At 40.4% G+C, this 14,661-nt stretch carries 18 protein-coding genes; all 18 read left to right on the top strand.

Annotation, left to right across the window (positions count from 1 at the left end):
• The first annotated feature begins 188 nt into the window (after positions 1-188).
• From F3G88_RS00565 to F3G88_RS00480, 18 genes are read left to right on the top strand one after another with little or no spacing between them, the layout of a single operon-like run.
• Positions 189-872: an ABC transporter substrate-binding protein gene (locus tag F3G88_RS00565; protein ID WP_148787735.1), complete on the top strand. Its 684-nt coding sequence runs from the start codon at positions 189-191 to the stop codon at positions 870-872.
• Complete coding sequence (locus tag F3G88_RS00560) at positions 853-1,374, top strand: 4'-phosphopantetheinyl transferase family protein (RefSeq protein WP_148787736.1); 522 nt, start codon at positions 853-855, stop codon at positions 1,372-1,374. The genes F3G88_RS00565 and F3G88_RS00560 overlap by 20 nt, the downstream gene beginning before the upstream one ends.
• 25 nt (positions 1,375-1,399) lie before the next feature.
• Complete coding sequence (locus tag F3G88_RS00555; protein ID WP_223228698.1) at positions 1,400-1,777, top strand: hypothetical protein; 378 nt, start codon at positions 1,400-1,402, stop codon at positions 1,775-1,777.
• Positions 1,764-2,930, top strand: a complete 1,167-nt coding sequence (locus F3G88_RS00550; protein ID WP_149715106.1) for a beta-ketoacyl synthase N-terminal-like domain-containing protein — start codon at positions 1,764-1,766, stop codon at positions 2,928-2,930. Before F3G88_RS00555 ends, F3G88_RS00550 begins: the two co-directional genes overlap by 14 nt.
• On the top strand, positions 2,930-3,370 hold the full coding sequence (locus tag F3G88_RS00545; protein ID WP_223228697.1) for a hotdog family protein: 441 nt from the start codon (positions 2,930-2,932) through the stop codon (positions 3,368-3,370). Before F3G88_RS00550 ends, F3G88_RS00545 begins: the two co-directional genes overlap by 1 nt.
• Positions 3,363-4,082, top strand: a complete 720-nt coding sequence (gene fabG, locus F3G88_RS00540; protein ID WP_149715104.1) for a 3-oxoacyl-ACP reductase FabG — start codon at positions 3,363-3,365, stop codon at positions 4,080-4,082. The genes F3G88_RS00545 and fabG overlap by 8 nt, the downstream gene beginning before the upstream one ends.
• Positions 4,082-5,335, top strand: a complete 1,254-nt coding sequence (locus F3G88_RS00535) for a beta-ketoacyl-ACP synthase (RefSeq protein WP_103573588.1) — start codon at positions 4,082-4,084, stop codon at positions 5,333-5,335. The genes fabG and F3G88_RS00535 overlap by 1 nt, the downstream gene beginning before the upstream one ends.
• Positions 5,336-5,347: 12 nt before the next feature.
• Positions 5,348-5,764, top strand: a complete 417-nt coding sequence (locus tag F3G88_RS00530; protein ID WP_021085308.1) for a hypothetical protein — start codon at positions 5,348-5,350, stop codon at positions 5,762-5,764.
• The gene (locus F3G88_RS00525) at positions 5,764-6,432 is read left to right on the top strand and encodes a beta-ketoacyl synthase chain length factor (RefSeq protein ID WP_103569090.1); all 669 of its coding nucleotides are present in this window, start codon (positions 5,764-5,766) and stop codon (positions 6,430-6,432) included. Before F3G88_RS00530 ends, F3G88_RS00525 begins: the two co-directional genes overlap by 1 nt.
• Positions 6,368-7,168: a lysophospholipid acyltransferase family protein gene (locus F3G88_RS00520; RefSeq protein WP_223228696.1), complete on the top strand. Its 801-nt coding sequence runs from the start codon at positions 6,368-6,370 to the stop codon at positions 7,166-7,168. The genes F3G88_RS00525 and F3G88_RS00520 overlap by 65 nt, the downstream gene beginning before the upstream one ends.
• Positions 7,152-7,409 (top strand): phosphopantetheine-binding protein, encoded by a 258-nt coding sequence (locus F3G88_RS00515; protein WP_012140381.1) that lies wholly within the window; start codon positions 7,152-7,154, stop codon positions 7,407-7,409. Before F3G88_RS00520 ends, F3G88_RS00515 begins: the two co-directional genes overlap by 17 nt.
• A 2-nt stretch (positions 7,410-7,411) precedes the next feature.
• Positions 7,412-7,657: an acyl carrier protein gene (locus tag F3G88_RS00510; protein WP_103573561.1), complete on the top strand. Its 246-nt coding sequence runs from the start codon at positions 7,412-7,414 to the stop codon at positions 7,655-7,657.
• A complete protein-coding gene (locus F3G88_RS00505; protein ID WP_149715103.1) occupies positions 7,647-8,192 on the top strand; it encodes a COG4648 family protein in 546 nt (181 codons plus the stop codon). Before F3G88_RS00510 ends, F3G88_RS00505 begins: the two co-directional genes overlap by 11 nt.
• Positions 8,182-9,738 carry an AMP-binding protein gene (locus F3G88_RS00500; RefSeq protein WP_149715102.1) on the top strand — a complete coding sequence of 519 codons (1,557 nt, stop codon included), beginning with the start codon at positions 8,182-8,184 and terminating at the stop codon, positions 9,736-9,738. The genes F3G88_RS00505 and F3G88_RS00500 overlap by 11 nt, the downstream gene beginning before the upstream one ends.
• Complete coding sequence (locus F3G88_RS00495; protein WP_149715101.1) at positions 9,735-11,345, top strand: glycosyltransferase family 2 protein; 1,611 nt, start codon at positions 9,735-9,737, stop codon at positions 11,343-11,345. Before F3G88_RS00500 ends, F3G88_RS00495 begins: the two co-directional genes overlap by 4 nt.
• Positions 11,342-11,770 carry an acyl-CoA thioesterase gene (locus F3G88_RS00490; RefSeq protein WP_035142697.1) on the top strand — a complete coding sequence of 143 codons (429 nt, stop codon included), beginning with the start codon at positions 11,342-11,344 and terminating at the stop codon, positions 11,768-11,770. Before F3G88_RS00495 ends, F3G88_RS00490 begins: the two co-directional genes overlap by 4 nt.
• Entirely contained in the window at positions 11,767-12,285 is a 519-nt protein-coding gene (locus F3G88_RS00485) for a LolA family protein (protein WP_149715100.1), read from the top strand. Before F3G88_RS00490 ends, F3G88_RS00485 begins: the two co-directional genes overlap by 4 nt.
• Positions 12,282-14,510 (top strand): MMPL family transporter, encoded by a 2,229-nt coding sequence (locus F3G88_RS00480; RefSeq protein ID WP_149715099.1) that lies wholly within the window; start codon positions 12,282-12,284, stop codon positions 14,508-14,510. The genes F3G88_RS00485 and F3G88_RS00480 overlap by 4 nt, the downstream gene beginning before the upstream one ends.
• The last annotated feature ends 151 nt before the right edge of the window (positions 14,511-14,661 follow it).

The raw sequence follows: 14,661 nt of genomic DNA, 5'->3' as shown, positions 1-14,661 counted from the left end.
ATTGACTACTAAAATTTGGCTTCGCTTACAGCTTAGCTCAAATTTTAGAGCCGAAATTACTCGTTCATGAAATTTTAAAATTTGACATTTTTCTTTGTAGAACAAAGGATTATTTTGTGCATTTTATACTCGACATTTGCATATAAAAGCTAAATTTCTTAAAATATGCCAAAAAATTAGGAGCAAAAATGCTATCAGGCGAGCTACTTAAAAGCCATTTTGCTAAATTTGATCTAGTGGCGATGCTTAGTGAGTTTTTAAAGCAAAGTTCTTTTGATAAAGAAAAATTTCAAGCACTTAGGCGAGATGGTTTTAAAAGTTTAGACAAGAGCCAAAGAGAGGAGCTTCTTAAAATAGCGGGCTTTAAGGCGCATCTTGACGCGAAATTTCAGGGCTTTTTGCGTGAACTGATGCAAAGCAAGATCCTCGTTGTAAGCGGCGCGGAGTATAAATTTAGTGAGCTTGAAATTTACACCTGCTTTGATGCAAACACCTACAAAAGATCATGCGAAGCGGGCGAAATTTACTTTCACAATTTTGGTTTTGACATCTCTTTTAAGAGCGAGCCAGCGCTTTATGGCGGCATTTTGGTAAGGAGCTTGAAGCCCTTAAATGAGCGAAATTTCATCTTTGGACCAAGAAAATGCGCCTTGCATATCTTAAATAGAAAAATAAGTAATTTAAATTTTGATCTAAAAGAGGCTGATTTTAGAGATGATGAGGTCGCTTTTACGCCAAGGATTAGATCGTTTAAAGATGAGAGTGAGCTTCAAGATGACGCTTTAAGGGCGGTTAGTGGCGAGTTTAGTAAGGCGCTTGAAAGTGCAAAAGAGTATAAAAAAAGAGTTGAAAATGCCTATAAAAAAGGGTGAAATTTATCTTTTTGTCGGCTTTGAGGCTGAGAAATTTAGCCCCAAAATGCTCTCTAGAAAAGAGCGTAGAAAGCTAAAAAAATATCCAAATTTAGTAAATTCAAACTCATTCAAACTCTCTAGATATTTAAAATTTAAAGCAAAAAAACGAGGCAAAATTTGCCTCTCTCACAAAGAAAATATTGCTGTTTTGGCTATCTCAAAAGAAAAAGTTGGCGTTGATGTGGAGGAGCTAAAGGAGCGAAATTTTGACGGTGTGATCAAATTTTGCTTTAGCAAAAAAGAGAGCGAAATTTACGCAAACGCCAAAGATAAAATGCAAAAATTTTATGAAATTTACACCGCAAAAGAGGCTGTGATAAAAGCCAAAAATTTAGCCTTTAGTGATCTTGCTAGCGTTAAATTTGACGAGATGGAGAGAAGATACTTGATTATTAATAATCTATTTATCATTTGCCTTGCATTTAAGCATTGCAAAGATATAATTGTTAAATTTTTATGATTTTAGAACACTAAAAAGGCAAAAAGTGCTTGTAAAAAAGATAGCTATGATCCTTGTGGTAACGCTTCTAGCTCTTGGCTGTGCGAAGAAATTTGATGCGCCAAAGCTGGCGGATTTTAGCTTAAAGGCATTTGAGGTTAGTTCATCAAAAGGGCCACTAATGCTCTATGTGCAAAATAGTGAGAATGAGTATAAATTTAGCCTTGTAAACGCACTTGGAGCGCCAGAAGCTAGGCGAGTTTTAAAGGGTGGCACGTTTGCAAATTTGGGCTTCTTGCCACCAAATAGCGCCTACAACGAGCTTTTTATCAAGGTGCTTGAGATGATAAAAGATGAAAAAAATGAGCAAAAATTTATGATAGATGATCAAATTTATGAGGTAAAAAGCGTTGATATACGTTAGCAAGCCAGCCATTATCAGCGCCGCAGGTAGCAGTAGTGATGAAAATTTAAGCTCGCTTTTAAGTGGCAAGAGATTTTTAAGTAAAAGCTCTGAATTTCACCCGCAAAATGAGTTTTTGGTGGGTAAATTTAATGGCGTTTTGCCTAGCTTTTCAAGCAAAACTAAAGAGCACTTCAAAACTCGCACCAACGCCTTGCTTTTAAGCACTATGCTAGAGTTGGGTGATGAGATAAAAAGAGCGATCAAAAAATATGGCAAAAGCCGTGTGGGCGTCGTTCTTGGCACTACAACAAGCGGTGTTGAGGAGAATTTTGAGCCATTTAAAGGCTATATCGCGACTGGATTTTTTGATAAAAGCAGGTTTGGCATAAACAGAAACTGCCTTGCAAACGTGGCCGAGTTTGTGAGTGACTTTTACGAGCTTAGCGGTCCAAGCTACTGCGTATCGACTGCGTGTACCTCGGGTGTTAAAGCGGTTATTGAGGCTAAAAGGCTCATTGAAAGCGAGCTTTGTGACGCGGTCATTTGCGGCGGCGTCGATAGCCTAAATACGCTTACGATAAATGGCTTTAACTCACTTAGTATCCTAAGTAGCGCCCCAAGTCAGGCCTTTTCTAAAAATAGAGAGGGCATAAACATAGGCGAGGGAGCTGGGCTATTTTTGCTAAGCCGTGATGAAATTTCAGACGTTATAGTTGCTGGTTCGGCCTCAAACTGCGATGCTTTTCACATGACGCAGCCAGATTTTAGCGCAAAAATGGCGGTAAATTGCATAGAGGGTGCGCTAAAAAGAGCTGGCATGAGCGGCATAGATTATGTAAATTTGCATGGCACCGGCACGCAGGCAAATGACAAAATGGAGGCAAAAGCTGTAAATTTAACGCTTGGCGCCACCTTTGCAAGCACGCTAAAGCCGCAGATCGGTCACACGCTTGGGGCTGCTGGAGCAATAGAAAGCGCCATTTGCATTATGCTTTGCATGGAGGAAAATAGCACCTTGCCACCACACGTTTATGACGGCGAGTATGATGAGAGCTTGGAGGCTATAAATTTAGTAAAAAGTGGCACGAAATTTGACGTAAAAACAGCGATGTCGCTATCTTTTGCCTTTGGCGGAGATAATGCCGCGATAATATTTAAAAGAGTGAGATAATGATAAGTGATTATTTACCGCACAGTAGCGCCATAACCTTGATCGATGAAATTTTAGAATTTATCCCTTGCGAGAGCATAAAAGTAAGAAGCGTGATAAATGAGCAAAATCCATTTTTAGAAGAGGGGAAATTTCAGACGCAAAAGGCGATAGAGATGATGGCTCAAAGCCTTGGCATCTACGACTCAAAGATGCGTGAGCTGCGCGGCGAGAAGGCGATATTTGGCTTTTTACTAGGAAGTAGGAAATTTGAAATTTTTAGGCCATATTTTAAAGTGGGCGATGAGATAGTGATCGCTTCAAAGTGCTCGATCCAAGATGAGAGTGGATTTGGCGTTTATGACAGCGAGCTTTTTGTAAACGGCAAGCTTGGCGCAAGGGCGGTTTTAAACGTGATGAGCCCTGATGAAGAATTTGTAAAAAAGGCACTTAGTGAGTAAGAGAGTATTGATAACTGGATCAAGTAGAGGTATAGGAGCTAGCATCGCTAGGCGCCTTGCTAATGAATACGAAGTGGTGCTTCATGCAAGAAGCAAGAGCGATGAGCTTTTAAAGATGGCTAGTGAGCTTGGGGCTAAATTTATTACATTTGACGTGGCTGACACTGCTGCGGCAAAAGAGGCCATAGAGGCTGACATGGAGGCAAATGGCGTCTATTACGGCGTTGTTTTAAACGCTGGCATAACAAGGGATAATACCTTTGTGGGGCTAAGTGACGAAGAGTGGTTTGACGTGATAGATATAAATTTAAATGGCTTTTACAACGTCCTAAGACCAGCGCTAATGCCCATGATAAGGGCTAGAAAGCCAGCTAGGATAGTGACACTAAGCTCTGTTTCAGGGGTCATTGGCAACAGAGGGCAGGTGAATTACTCAGCTAGCAAGGCAGGCATCATAGGAGCTAGCAAAGCCCTTGCAGTCGAGCTTGCCAGCAGGGGCATAACAGTAAACTGCGTAGCACCAGGGCTTATAAAGACAGATATGAGCGAAGAAATTTTAAATAGCGACTTCTTAGACGAAGTGCTAAAGGCCATACCTGCAAAAAGAGCTGGCGAGGTAGATGAGGTGGCAGGACTTGTTAAATTTCTACTAAGTGACGAGGCTAGTTACATCACAAGGCAGGTCATCGGCGTAAATGGAGGACTTTGCTAATGCGTGTATTTGTCACAGGTATCGGTGCAGTCAGTGCTTTTGGCAACAGCTGGGAGGAGATGAGGGCTAAATTTCTTGAGGGCAAAAACGCCGTGAGATATATGAGCGAGTGGGAGGGCTATAAGGAGCTAAACACGCGCCTGGCAGCACCTATCATAGACTACAAACACCCGCAGGAGTGGGACAGAAAACAGCTAAGAAGCCTTGGCAAGGTCTCATGTTATAGCGTGCATGCGGCTGGACTTGCTTTAAAAGACGCTGGCTTGCTAAATGGCGAAGGCTTGCAGGCTGCAAATTTAGACCCAAGCGTGCAAGATGGCAGGATGGGTGTAGCTAGTGGCTCAAGCACTGGCAGCACAGACTCTATCCTTGACATGGCAAAACTAGTTTTGGACATGGATAGTGGCTTTAACGCAAATACCTACATAAAAATGATGCCTCACACCACAGCGGCAAATATCGCACTATTTTACTCACTAAAAGGGCGCATCATCCCTACATCTTCGGCATGTACGAGCGGCTCACACGCCATTGGCTACGCATACGAGAGCATAAAAAATGGCAGCATAGATATGATGCTAGCTGGCGGGGCTGAGGAGCTTTGTGTGAGCGAGGCGTACGTTTTTGACAAACTTTACGCTACAAGTGTGAAAAACAGCACGCCAAATTTGACACCAACGCCGTTTGAAAAAGATAGAGATGGCTTGGTGCTTGGCGAGGGGGCTGGATTTTTAGTGCTTGAAAGCGAAGAGAGTGCCTTAAAAAGAGGAGCTAAAATTTACGCTGAGGTCGTTGGCTTTGGCTCTACGTGTGATGGCACGCATATCACTAGACCACAAAGCGCTACTATGAAAGCGGCGATGAGCTTAGCACTCCGCGCGGCAAAACTAGAGCCAAAGAGCATAGGCTACGTAAATGCCCATGCGACCGCTACAAAACATGGCGATATAGCTGAAAGTATCGCTACAAACGAGCTTTTTGGAGAGGACATCGCCATTAGCTCGCTTAAAAGCTATCTAGGTCACACGCTTGGCGCTTGTGGCGGGCTGGAGGCGATCGCTAGCATAATGATGATGAGAGAAGAGCTATTTTTCCCAACTATAAATTTAAACGTAACTGACCCTGAGTGTGCAAAGCTAAACTACTTAAAGGAGCCAACACCGATAAAGACGGACTTTGTGATGAGCAATAACTTTGCATTTGGCGGTGTAAATACATCTTTGATATTTAAAAGAGTAGATAACAAATTTTAAAAAGGATAGAAAATGAAAAGATTAGTTTCATTAGTTGCCGTTTTGGCATTTGCCTCAAGTCTTAGCGCTAGAGATGACGTGAAGTACCACTCACTAGACTTCTTAAATGGCCCAAAGGCTAAAGAATTTTTGCTACCAAACATTAGCATCAGCTTTGGCACAGGATACACTGGCAAGGTGATCGTAAGAGATCTAACGTCAAACAAAAAGACAAATGGCTTTAATAAAAGCGACGAAGAGGCTTGCCAGATCGCACTTCTCTCTGCTCTAAAGTCATTTCAAGAAAGAGCGGTGAAAGAGGGCGGCACGAAGGTTGTAAATTTGACTGGATATTACAAAAAACAGCCATTTAACTCTAAGACTCAGTTTCAGTGCGGCAGCGGTTCTTTGATGTCTGGCGTCACACTAAGAGGCGACATCGCGAAATAATGAAATTTCAAGTTGATTTTTATGACGCTATAGCTTATGGCGAGATCAGCGAGGATCTTGCTAGATATAAAAAAGAATTTGATCTAGCAAAGATCCCGCCCATGCAAAGAAGGAGGCTAAGTAGTGCCGCAAAGTGCGCTTTTAGCCTGCTTAGTAGTTTTGAGAGTATCGACATGCCAGTCATTTTTAGCTCTTATGAGGGCGAGATAAATCGCTGTTTTGAGCTAGAAACTGCTCTTGCAAAGGCTGAGCCAGTATCGCCAACATCGTTTTCACTCTCTGTGCATAACGCTATCTCGTCGCTTCTTAGCATCGAAGCTAAAAATCACAATGAAATTCTAGCCATCTCATCATTTAGCCCAGTAGAAGACGCGCTGCAAGCTGCGTTTTTAAGGCTAAATGACGGATATGAAAAGGTGCTCATACTTGCCTATCATGAGTCGATATCGCAGAGCTATTTTGATGAGCAAAAGCCATCATTTATGCTAGCTCTTGTCGTCTCAAAGGCAAAAGATAAGAGAGTTTTAACTCTAAAAAGAGTGGAAAAAGAAGAAGAAATTTCAGAAAATTTACTGCAAAGCTTCATCGTAAATTTTGACCCAAATGAGGCAAAAACGTGGCAAAGTAGCAGTCATTTCGCGTCTTGGAATTTTAGCTATGAGCCTTAAAATTTTAAGAGCTGGATTTTTATTTTCTTTTTTTGCGGTTATTTGCATAAGTGGTGATATGTTGCTAGTGCCAGTCGTGCTTTTGGGGCTAAATAAATTTAAATTTATGCAAAATTTATGCCGAGATCTTGTTAGAGTTTCTTGGGGATTTTTTATAAAAGTTACTAAAATTTGTGGGTATCTGGACTATAAATTTGAGCTTACTAAGCTAAATGGCGGTTCAAATTTAGTCATCGCAAACCACCCTTCGCTGCTTGATGTGGTCTTTTTGGTCTCAAAATTTAAAAGGATAAACTGCATCGTAAAGGGCGAGCTTGGCAAAAATATATTTTTATTTGCGGCAATTAGGGCGTGCAACTACATACCAAACACAAATAACGAGGAATTTTTACAAAAAAGCGTAGATGTTTTAAAAAGCGGCGAAAATTTGCTCATTTTCCCAGAGGGCACACGCACGAAAGAGGAGATCATCTTTCATAAAGCGGCCGCGTATATGGGCATAAAGGGCGCGTCTAGCGTGCTTTGCGTGGGTATAAATATGGCTCCAAGAAGCCTTAGAAAAAATGAGCCATGGTACAAAACGCCAGATGAAAAGATAAAGTATGTCTTCAAAGAGCTAAAGAAATTTGAAGTTGGTGAGTTTTTAAAAGATAGGCCAAGCCCCGTAAGGGCGAGGGCACTACACGAAGAGATAAGTAAAATTTATAAGGAGGAATTTAGTGAAAGAACTAGTTAATGAGATAAAAGAGCTGATCATTACAAGCTTAAATTTAGAGGATATGAAGCCAAGCGATATCGACGAGAATGCGCCACTTTTTAGTGAGGGGCTAGGCCTTGACAGCGTCGATGCACTAGAGCTTGGGCTTGCTGTGCAGAAAAAATATGGCCTCGTGCTTGACTCAAAAACAGCAAATTTAAAAGAGATATTCTTTAGCGTATCTTCTCTTGCAAAATACATTTATGAAAATAGGAAATAACGATGAGCGAAGTAGAAATTTTTGAAATTTTAAAGAAGGCTTTGATCGAGCTTTTTGAGATCGACGAGGGCAAGATAAAGCCTGAAACTAGGATATATGAGGACTTGCAGATAGATAGCATAGATGCTATTGATATGATTGACTACATCAAGCGCCAAACTGGTTATAGACTGATGCCAGAGGACTTTAAAAACGTAAAAACGCTTGATGATATCGTAAAAGCCGTAGCAAAGAAATTTGAAGCATAAGATAGTAAAAATAGCGCTAGTTTTAGCAAGCATCGCCTATCCTTTGGTGCTATTTTTTTGGCAAAAGGGTGCAACATTTATCTTTTGCGTGCTATGCGCTCTTTGGCTGGCTAGGGCTTATTTTGAAAGTGCTAAAACAAGGCAGGTTTGCTTAGCAGCTGGGCTATTTTTTGCCATTTGTGCTATTTTTAGAAGTGTAAATTTAGCGCTTTTATATCCAAGTATCGTAAGTCTTGGCTTTTTGGCGTTATTTTTTTATAGCCTAAGGGGCGAGGCGGTCATAACTAGGCTTGCTAAGCTAAAAGAGAAAAAGATAGATGAAAAGGTCGTTAGCTACACAAGAGGGCTAACTAAAATTTGGTGCTGGTTTTTCGTTTTTAACGCAGCTTTTGCCTTTGTTTTGGCGCAGTTTGAAGATAAAATTTACTGGAGCATTTACTGCTCATTTGTATCTTATATCTTGATGGGAGTTTTATTTTTTGGCGAAATTTTATATCGTAAAATTTTTATTTTAAAGAGGGAAAATGGATTTTAAAAAGAGCCTAAAGGCGTTTAAATTTGTGGATATCAACAAGGATCTTTACGAGTACGTAGCTACTTTTGGGGCAAATTTAAAAGAGAAAAATTTAAGCGAGATAGAAATTTATTTAAGCCAGAGCTTTGAGTTTTGCGCAGCCTTTTTTGGAGCACTTGCTATCGGTGTAAAACCTATCTTGCTTGCAAAGCCGATATATAGCAGGGATAAATTTGTCATTAATGATGAAAATTTTGGTGATTTTTTAGACTTTAGCAAGAGCATAGAGCTAAAATTTGATCAAAATTCTACATTTTTTCTCCAGACTTCAGGCTCGAGTGGAAATAGCAAAAATATCCCAAAAAAACTTGGCGCGATGATAGATGAGGGGATATTTTTAAAAGATGAGCTTGGATTTGGCGAGAGGGATAAATTTTTTGCTAGCGTCTCGCACCAGCACATGTTTGGCCTTACATTTAAGATCTTTTTGCCGCTCATCTCTGGCGCAAAGGCTGTTAGCAAGGAGCTAAACTATCCAGAGGCGATCTTTGAGCTAGACCTTACAAATTTAACCTTCGTAACAAGTCCAGTCCTGCTTCAAACGCTAGTTTCTAGCCCAAGAGCGGCTGAAATTTCAGGGCTAAAAAACATCATCTGCGCGGGATCTGCACTAAAGAGCGAGCTAAGAGCAAAGATAGAAAGCTTAAGCAGCGCTAGGATAATTGAAATTTATGGTAGCACCGAAACTGGCATAGTTGCTAGAAATTTAGGCGATGAGCTCTTGCTTTTTAGCAAGGTAAAGGCTGGTCTTAGCGAGGACGAGGCGTTAAATGTGAGCTCGCCTTGGTGCGAGTTTTTCCAAACTAGCGACTGGGCGCAGATAGATGGCAGCAGGCTCACGCTAAAGGGCAGGATCGATAGGATCGTTAAGCTAAATGACAAAAGGGTCAATCTAATAAGCATCGAAAATAAGATGTTTGAAAGCGGCCTTTTAAAAGACTGCTACTGCGACACTCATCCTAAATTTAAGCGTCTAGCTGCGCTTTTGGAGCTTAGCGAAGAGGGTGTGAGACTCTTTAGAGATAGTGGCAAAAAGGGCGTCGTAGCAAGGCTAAATGAGCTTTTAAGACCTGAGTTTAAAAATAGTGTTAGATATTTTAAGATCGTTAGCTCGCTTTGCAAAAACGCTCAGGGCAAATTTTTAAAGGCAAATTTTAAAGCTCTTTTAGAAAAAAACGAGGAGCTTTCTTGGGATAAAAGTAGCGAAGAAGGCGTTTATAAATTTAAGACAAAGCTTAGCCCAGCACTTGGCATTTTTATGGAGCATTTTCCAAATTTACCGCTTTTGCCTGGCTTTGTGCAGCTTGATTTTGTATTTAAATTTGCAAGAGAGCTTGGCGCAGAAATAGGCGATCAATGCGTGGTGGAGAATTTGAAATTTTTAAAATTTGTAAGGCCAAATGACGAACTTTGCATAGAAATTTCGCAAAGAGATGAAAAGGTATATTTTGAGATATTTTGTAATGGCACCAAAAGTGCTGGTGGCAGGATAAAGCTGGGCTTATGAAGACGCTCTTTCTCATACCATTTTACAACCATCCAGAAAAGATCAAAGCCCTTTGTGAGGCGCTTGCGAGATATGATCTACCCATTTTAATAGTCGATGATGGCTCAGATGAAGCTTCAAAAAAAGCTTTGCTAAATTTGAGCGAATTTGGTGTAGAAATTTTAACTAGAGCCCAAAACGGCGGCAAGGGAGCTGCACTAAAAGACGGCTTTAGACACGCTTTGCAAAACGGCTACACGCACGCGTTTCAGATTGACGCTGACTTTCAGCACGACATAAGCTTGGTAGCGGAGTTTTTGGAGCTTAGCAAAAGATATCCAAATGATCTAATTATGGCTGATCCAATTTACGGCGAAGACGCGCCAAAATCGAGGTTTTATGGCAGAAAGATCACAAATTTTTGGGTTAAGATCAACACTTTAAATTTTGACATCAAAGACGCGATGTGTGGCTTTAGGATTTATCCACTAAAAGAGCTTGAGAGTGCGACCCTCCAAAGTAGCTCAAATAGGATGGAATTTGACATGGAGATCTTGGTAAATGCCATAAGATCTGGCGTAGAGATAAAGTGGATAGCGCTAAAAGTGAGCTACGAAGCTGGCGGCGTTTCGCACTTTAAAATGCTAAAAGATAACGCGCTAATAAGCCTCATGCACGCAAGATATTTTTTTACTTTAGCGCCATTTTTGCTTGGCAAAGCCTTTAAAGGGCAAAAATACGCATGGTGGCAAAAGGGCGAGAGATCGAACGAATTTTTTCTTAGAGTTAGTCTATTTTTAACTAGAAATTTGCCTATATTTCTCATAAAACCTATCGTTATCATCGTCGTTTGCTTTTACTATCTCTTTTCAAAAGTTGAGAGAGAAAATATAAGAGAATTTCTTTTAAACGTAGAGAAATTTAGCGGTAAAAAGCCGGCAACTGGCGTTTTTAGTAACTTTTACGACTTTGGCATAGCAATATGTGATAAATTTCGCATCTGGCAAAATGGCGTGCTTGAAAGCGAGCTAGAGCTTAGTAAATTTAACAGCATCAAAGATGAGTTTGAAGCTTCAAAGCGTGGTAGGATCGTGCTTACAAGCCATCTTGGTAATGTAGAAATTTGCAAGGCACTCTCACTTAGATCACCAAATTTTCGCATGATCATCTTGGTTTATAGCAAGGGTAGCGAGAATTTTTATAAAATTTTAGAGCAGATCAGCAAGGGCCAGATCAAACTAATAAGCGTTGAAAAGCTTGATACAGCCGCGATGATGCAGCTAAAAGAGGCGGTTGAAGATGGCGTAAATATCGGCATAATGGGCGATAGGACACCACTTAATGGAGATAAATTTATAAGGCTTAGCTTTCTTGGCAAGGAGGCTAAATTTAACTACGGCCCATACTTGTTAGCTGGCATTTTGGGAGTAAAGATGAGCGCGCTTTGGTGCATAAAAAAGGGCGATAAATTTGACATTGAACTAAGTGATATCGCTGATGAGATAAAGCTTAGCAGAGACCGCAAGGCAAGCGTCCTGCCATACGTACAAAGCTATGTAAGGCAGCTTGAAGCAAGAGCGTGCAAGAACCCATCGCAGTGGTTTAACTTTTTTGATTTTTGGAGATGAGAGTGGAAATTTCACACGTTAGCACATTTAAAGTGGCATTTTTTGACGTTGATAGCATGGAGGTGATGTGGCATGGCAACTACGTCAAGTACCTAGAAATGGCGCGTTGCGAGCTACTTGACAAGCTAGGATACAACTACATCGCTATGAAAAAAGATGGTTACGCCTTTCCTATCGTAAAGCTTGACGTAAAGTACGTGCGCCCAGCCTTTTTTAACGACGTCATAAAGGTCACGACAACACTTAGCGAGTGCGAAACGTTTTTGAAATTTCACTACCTTATAGAAAATGAAAAGGGCGAAAAACTAAGCGAGGCAAATACCGCGCAAGCCGTCATCGAGATGAAGAGTTTGCAAACTTGCTTTGAGATGCCAGAAGCCCTAAAAAAGGCGCTTAAAGCCTACAATGAAAAGGAGAAAAGATGAGAAAAATAGCTCTTTTTTTAGCCATTTTTATATCTTGCTTTGGTTATGAGCTAGGCGAGCTTAAAAATATAGTAAAAACAGATGGCGTAAGCGGAAATTTCACGCAGACCAAGAGCCTGGCTGGCTTTAACAAAAGCATAAAAAGCACGGGTGAGTTTAAGCTCGAAAAGGGCGGACTTTACTGGGATACGCTTGAGCCTGTAGTTTCAAAGGTTTTTATAAATAAAGATGGCATTTTTAAAAACGAAAATGGCAAGCTTGAAAAGACGAGCGCAAATTTTGACGAGAAGCTCTTTCTTGCTATCATCAGCCTCGATGAGAGCGAGCTTAGGAAAGAATTTGATATAAAAACAAGCGGCAGCCTAAAAGAGTGGAGCATAGAGCTAAGCCCTAAAAATTTACTCTTTAAACAAATTTTTAAATCCATAAAGATAAGTGGCGATGAGGCGGTAAAAAAGATCGAGCTTGATGAGATAAGCGGCGATAAAACACTAAATGAGTTTAGTATAAAATGAAAAAACTAGCCACGATTTTGGCTTTTATCTTTGTTTTTTTAGCCTCGCTTGGATATTCGCTTGCGAGCCTAAAAAACGTCCAAACTGATATCTTTTCACTGATAAATTTCAAAGACGCCAAAGAGGCAAAGGTGCTAAAAGAGGTGCAAGATGAGATGGCGTCAAATTTTTTGGTACTGGTAAATTCTAAAGAGCTAGCCAAAAACGTGCAAAGCTTGGCGCTTAAAAGCTCGCTTTTTAAGAGCTTTGAGGCGAACATCGACTTAAATTTAAATGATATAAAAAGTGACATCAATCGCTCAAAGATCGCTCTTTTAAGTAGGGGTGATTTGGAGCTTTTAAAGAGTGACAAAAACGCCTTTTTCAAAAAGCGCGCAGAGGAAATTTTTAACAGCTTTAGCTTTAGACTTTTAAATATAAATGATGATTTTTTCTCGCTAAGTAGCGGTTTTAGCGCAAAAAATGGCAATGTGAGCTTAAATTTAGCAGATCTCATGCTTGAGGTAAAGGACGGCAAAAAGAGCTTTTTCTTGCTAAAAGGCGAGCTAAAAAAGGGAGCTTCGAGCGAGGGGCTAATAAATTTTTATAACGAGCTAAATGCGCTAAAAGTTGGGCAAAACGAGCTTTTTGTACACTCAAGTGCGCTTTATCAGGCATTTTCAAAGCAAAAAAACGAGAGCGAGAGCCTTTATATGAGCGTGGTTTCGCTTAGCCTAACCGCTATATTTTTGATGCTTGCTTTTAGAAATTTACGAATTTTTTATGTGATATTTATCGCTGCATTTGGCTTTAGTGTGGCATTTGCAGGCACTTTGCTCTGCCTAAATGAGCTAAATATCCTTACTATTTTAATAAGCACTAGCCTCATTGGCCTTATGTTTGACTACGTCTTGCACTGGCTTAGCAAAAACGAGGGCGAAGCGATCAGGGCTAGCAGCATAAAAAATATGCTAAAAATTTTCTTACTAGGCCTACTTATCACGCTTAGTGGCTATCTTGCTTTTACTTTTTCTGATCTTAGGCTGCTTAAAGAAGTGGCGCTATTTTCGGCATTTGCGCTAGTTGCTGCCTTTTTAGCTAGCTACTTTTTCATGCCTTTAGTCTTTGAAGGGGTGAAATTTTATAGATCAAAGGTTTTTGATGCGTTTTTAACTAAATTTTGTAAGCTCTCAGACGTGGCTGCAAGGCATTTGGGGCTTAAATTTCTAGCTATCTCACTTATTTTGCTAGCTATTTTTCTTGGTTTTGATCTTAAAAATTTATCAAAAAGCGAAAACGTAAAAGACTACTCAAATATGCCAAAGAGCCTGCTAGCGGACTCTTCTTATATCTTAAGCCTAACTGGCAACAACCAAAACACGATGATCGTGACAAGATCAAGAGGTGACATTTTGGGAGGTGAAAAGAGCCTTTTAGATGAGCTAAAAAAGAGAAATTTGATAAAAGATGAGAGCTCGCTAAGCGATATGTTTTTAAGTAAAAGCGAGCAGAATGAGCTAAAAGAGGCCTTTAAAAAGGCGCTTGATGATGAGCAAATTTACGCGATTTATGAGAAATTTGGCTTTAGTAAAGATGAAGTGCGAAGTGAAATTTTAAAGGTTTTGAGCGAAAAAGAGCTTAGCGCGAATGAAATTTTGGCTCTAAAATCTATGAAGGATTTTAAGAAATTTATGCTTGATGAAAATGCAAGTGTGGCTTACGCGAGTGGCTTTGTAAAAGGGGCGGCAAGTGATGAGCTACTAGAGCGCCACAACGCTTTTAGTCTAAATTTCGCTAGCTCGCTAAATGAGAGCCTAACTCAGGCAAAAGAGCTTGCACTAAAGCTAAAAATAGCAGCGCTTGTGGTCGCGTTTTTGCTGCTGTGGTTTTACTTTAGTGCGCTTATCTCAGCGCTTGTGATGGGCGTCATCATCTTTGGCGTGCTTCTTACGCTCTTTATCTTTGCCATTTTCGGCGTAAATTTAAGCATCTTTGGCGTCTTTGGGCTCATACTTGCAAGTGCTGTTGGGATTGATTATATGATATTTGCGCTAAATGAGAGCCTTAGCGCAAAAGAGCGAATTTATGGGATATTTTGCGCATTTATCACGAGTTTTATCTCGTTTTTCACACTCTCATTTAGCCAGACCGCCGCTCTTAGCGTTTTTGGGCTAAGTGTTAGCCTTTGCGTGCTGATATATGGGCTATGCGCTAGCGTCTTATCTTGTAAAAATATAAAAATTTAGCTTTGTTTTTATGCCCCAAGCGTTTAGCTAGCTCGGGGCTTTGGTTGTATTTTATAACGGCTAGTTTGCCTGTGCCTGCGTTTTTATATACATCATTTTGGACGTTTGAGGCTTGAATGAGTTCAAATTTATATGGTGGCTCAAATGTCGG

This window comes from Campylobacter concisus (assembly GCF_902460675.1).
Taxonomy (GTDB): domain Bacteria; phylum Campylobacterota; class Campylobacteria; order Campylobacterales; family Campylobacteraceae; genus Campylobacter_A; species Campylobacter_A concisus_AJ.
This window is presented reverse-complemented; position numbering and strand designations above follow the sequence as displayed.

Excerpts from the sequence above, each read along its gene's own strand:
- F3G88_RS00565 (WP_148787735.1), top strand. The coding sequence starts at position 189 with ATGCTATCAGGCGAGCTACTTAAAAGCCATTTTGCTAAATTTGATCTA.
- F3G88_RS00560 (WP_148787736.1), top strand. The coding sequence starts at position 853 with ATGCCTATAAAAAAGGGTGAAATTTATCTTTTTGTCGGCTTTGAGGCT.
- F3G88_RS00545 (WP_223228697.1), top strand. The coding sequence starts at position 2,930 with ATGATAAGTGATTATTTACCGCACAGTAGCGCCATAACCTTGATCGAT.
- F3G88_RS00535 (WP_103573588.1), top strand. The coding sequence starts at position 4,082 with ATGCGTGTATTTGTCACAGGTATCGGTGCAGTCAGTGCTTTTGGCAAC.
- F3G88_RS00530 (WP_021085308.1), top strand. The coding sequence starts at position 5,348 with ATGAAAAGATTAGTTTCATTAGTTGCCGTTTTGGCATTTGCCTCAAGT.
- F3G88_RS00525 (WP_103569090.1), top strand. The coding sequence starts at position 5,764 with ATGAAATTTCAAGTTGATTTTTATGACGCTATAGCTTATGGCGAGATC.
- F3G88_RS00520 (WP_223228696.1), top strand. The coding sequence starts at position 6,368 with ATGAGGCAAAAACGTGGCAAAGTAGCAGTCATTTCGCGTCTTGGAATT.
- F3G88_RS00510 (WP_103573561.1), top strand. The coding sequence starts at position 7,412 with ATGAGCGAAGTAGAAATTTTTGAAATTTTAAAGAAGGCTTTGATCGAG.
- F3G88_RS00500 (WP_149715102.1), top strand. The coding sequence starts at position 8,182 with ATGGATTTTAAAAAGAGCCTAAAGGCGTTTAAATTTGTGGATATCAAC.
- F3G88_RS00495 (WP_149715101.1), top strand. The coding sequence starts at position 9,735 with ATGAAGACGCTCTTTCTCATACCATTTTACAACCATCCAGAAAAGATC.
- F3G88_RS00490 (WP_035142697.1), top strand. The coding sequence starts at position 11,342 with ATGAGAGTGGAAATTTCACACGTTAGCACATTTAAAGTGGCATTTTTT.
- F3G88_RS00485 (WP_149715100.1), top strand. The coding sequence starts at position 11,767 with ATGAGAAAAATAGCTCTTTTTTTAGCCATTTTTATATCTTGCTTTGGT.
- F3G88_RS00480 (WP_149715099.1), top strand. The coding sequence starts at position 12,282 with ATGAAAAAACTAGCCACGATTTTGGCTTTTATCTTTGTTTTTTTAGCC.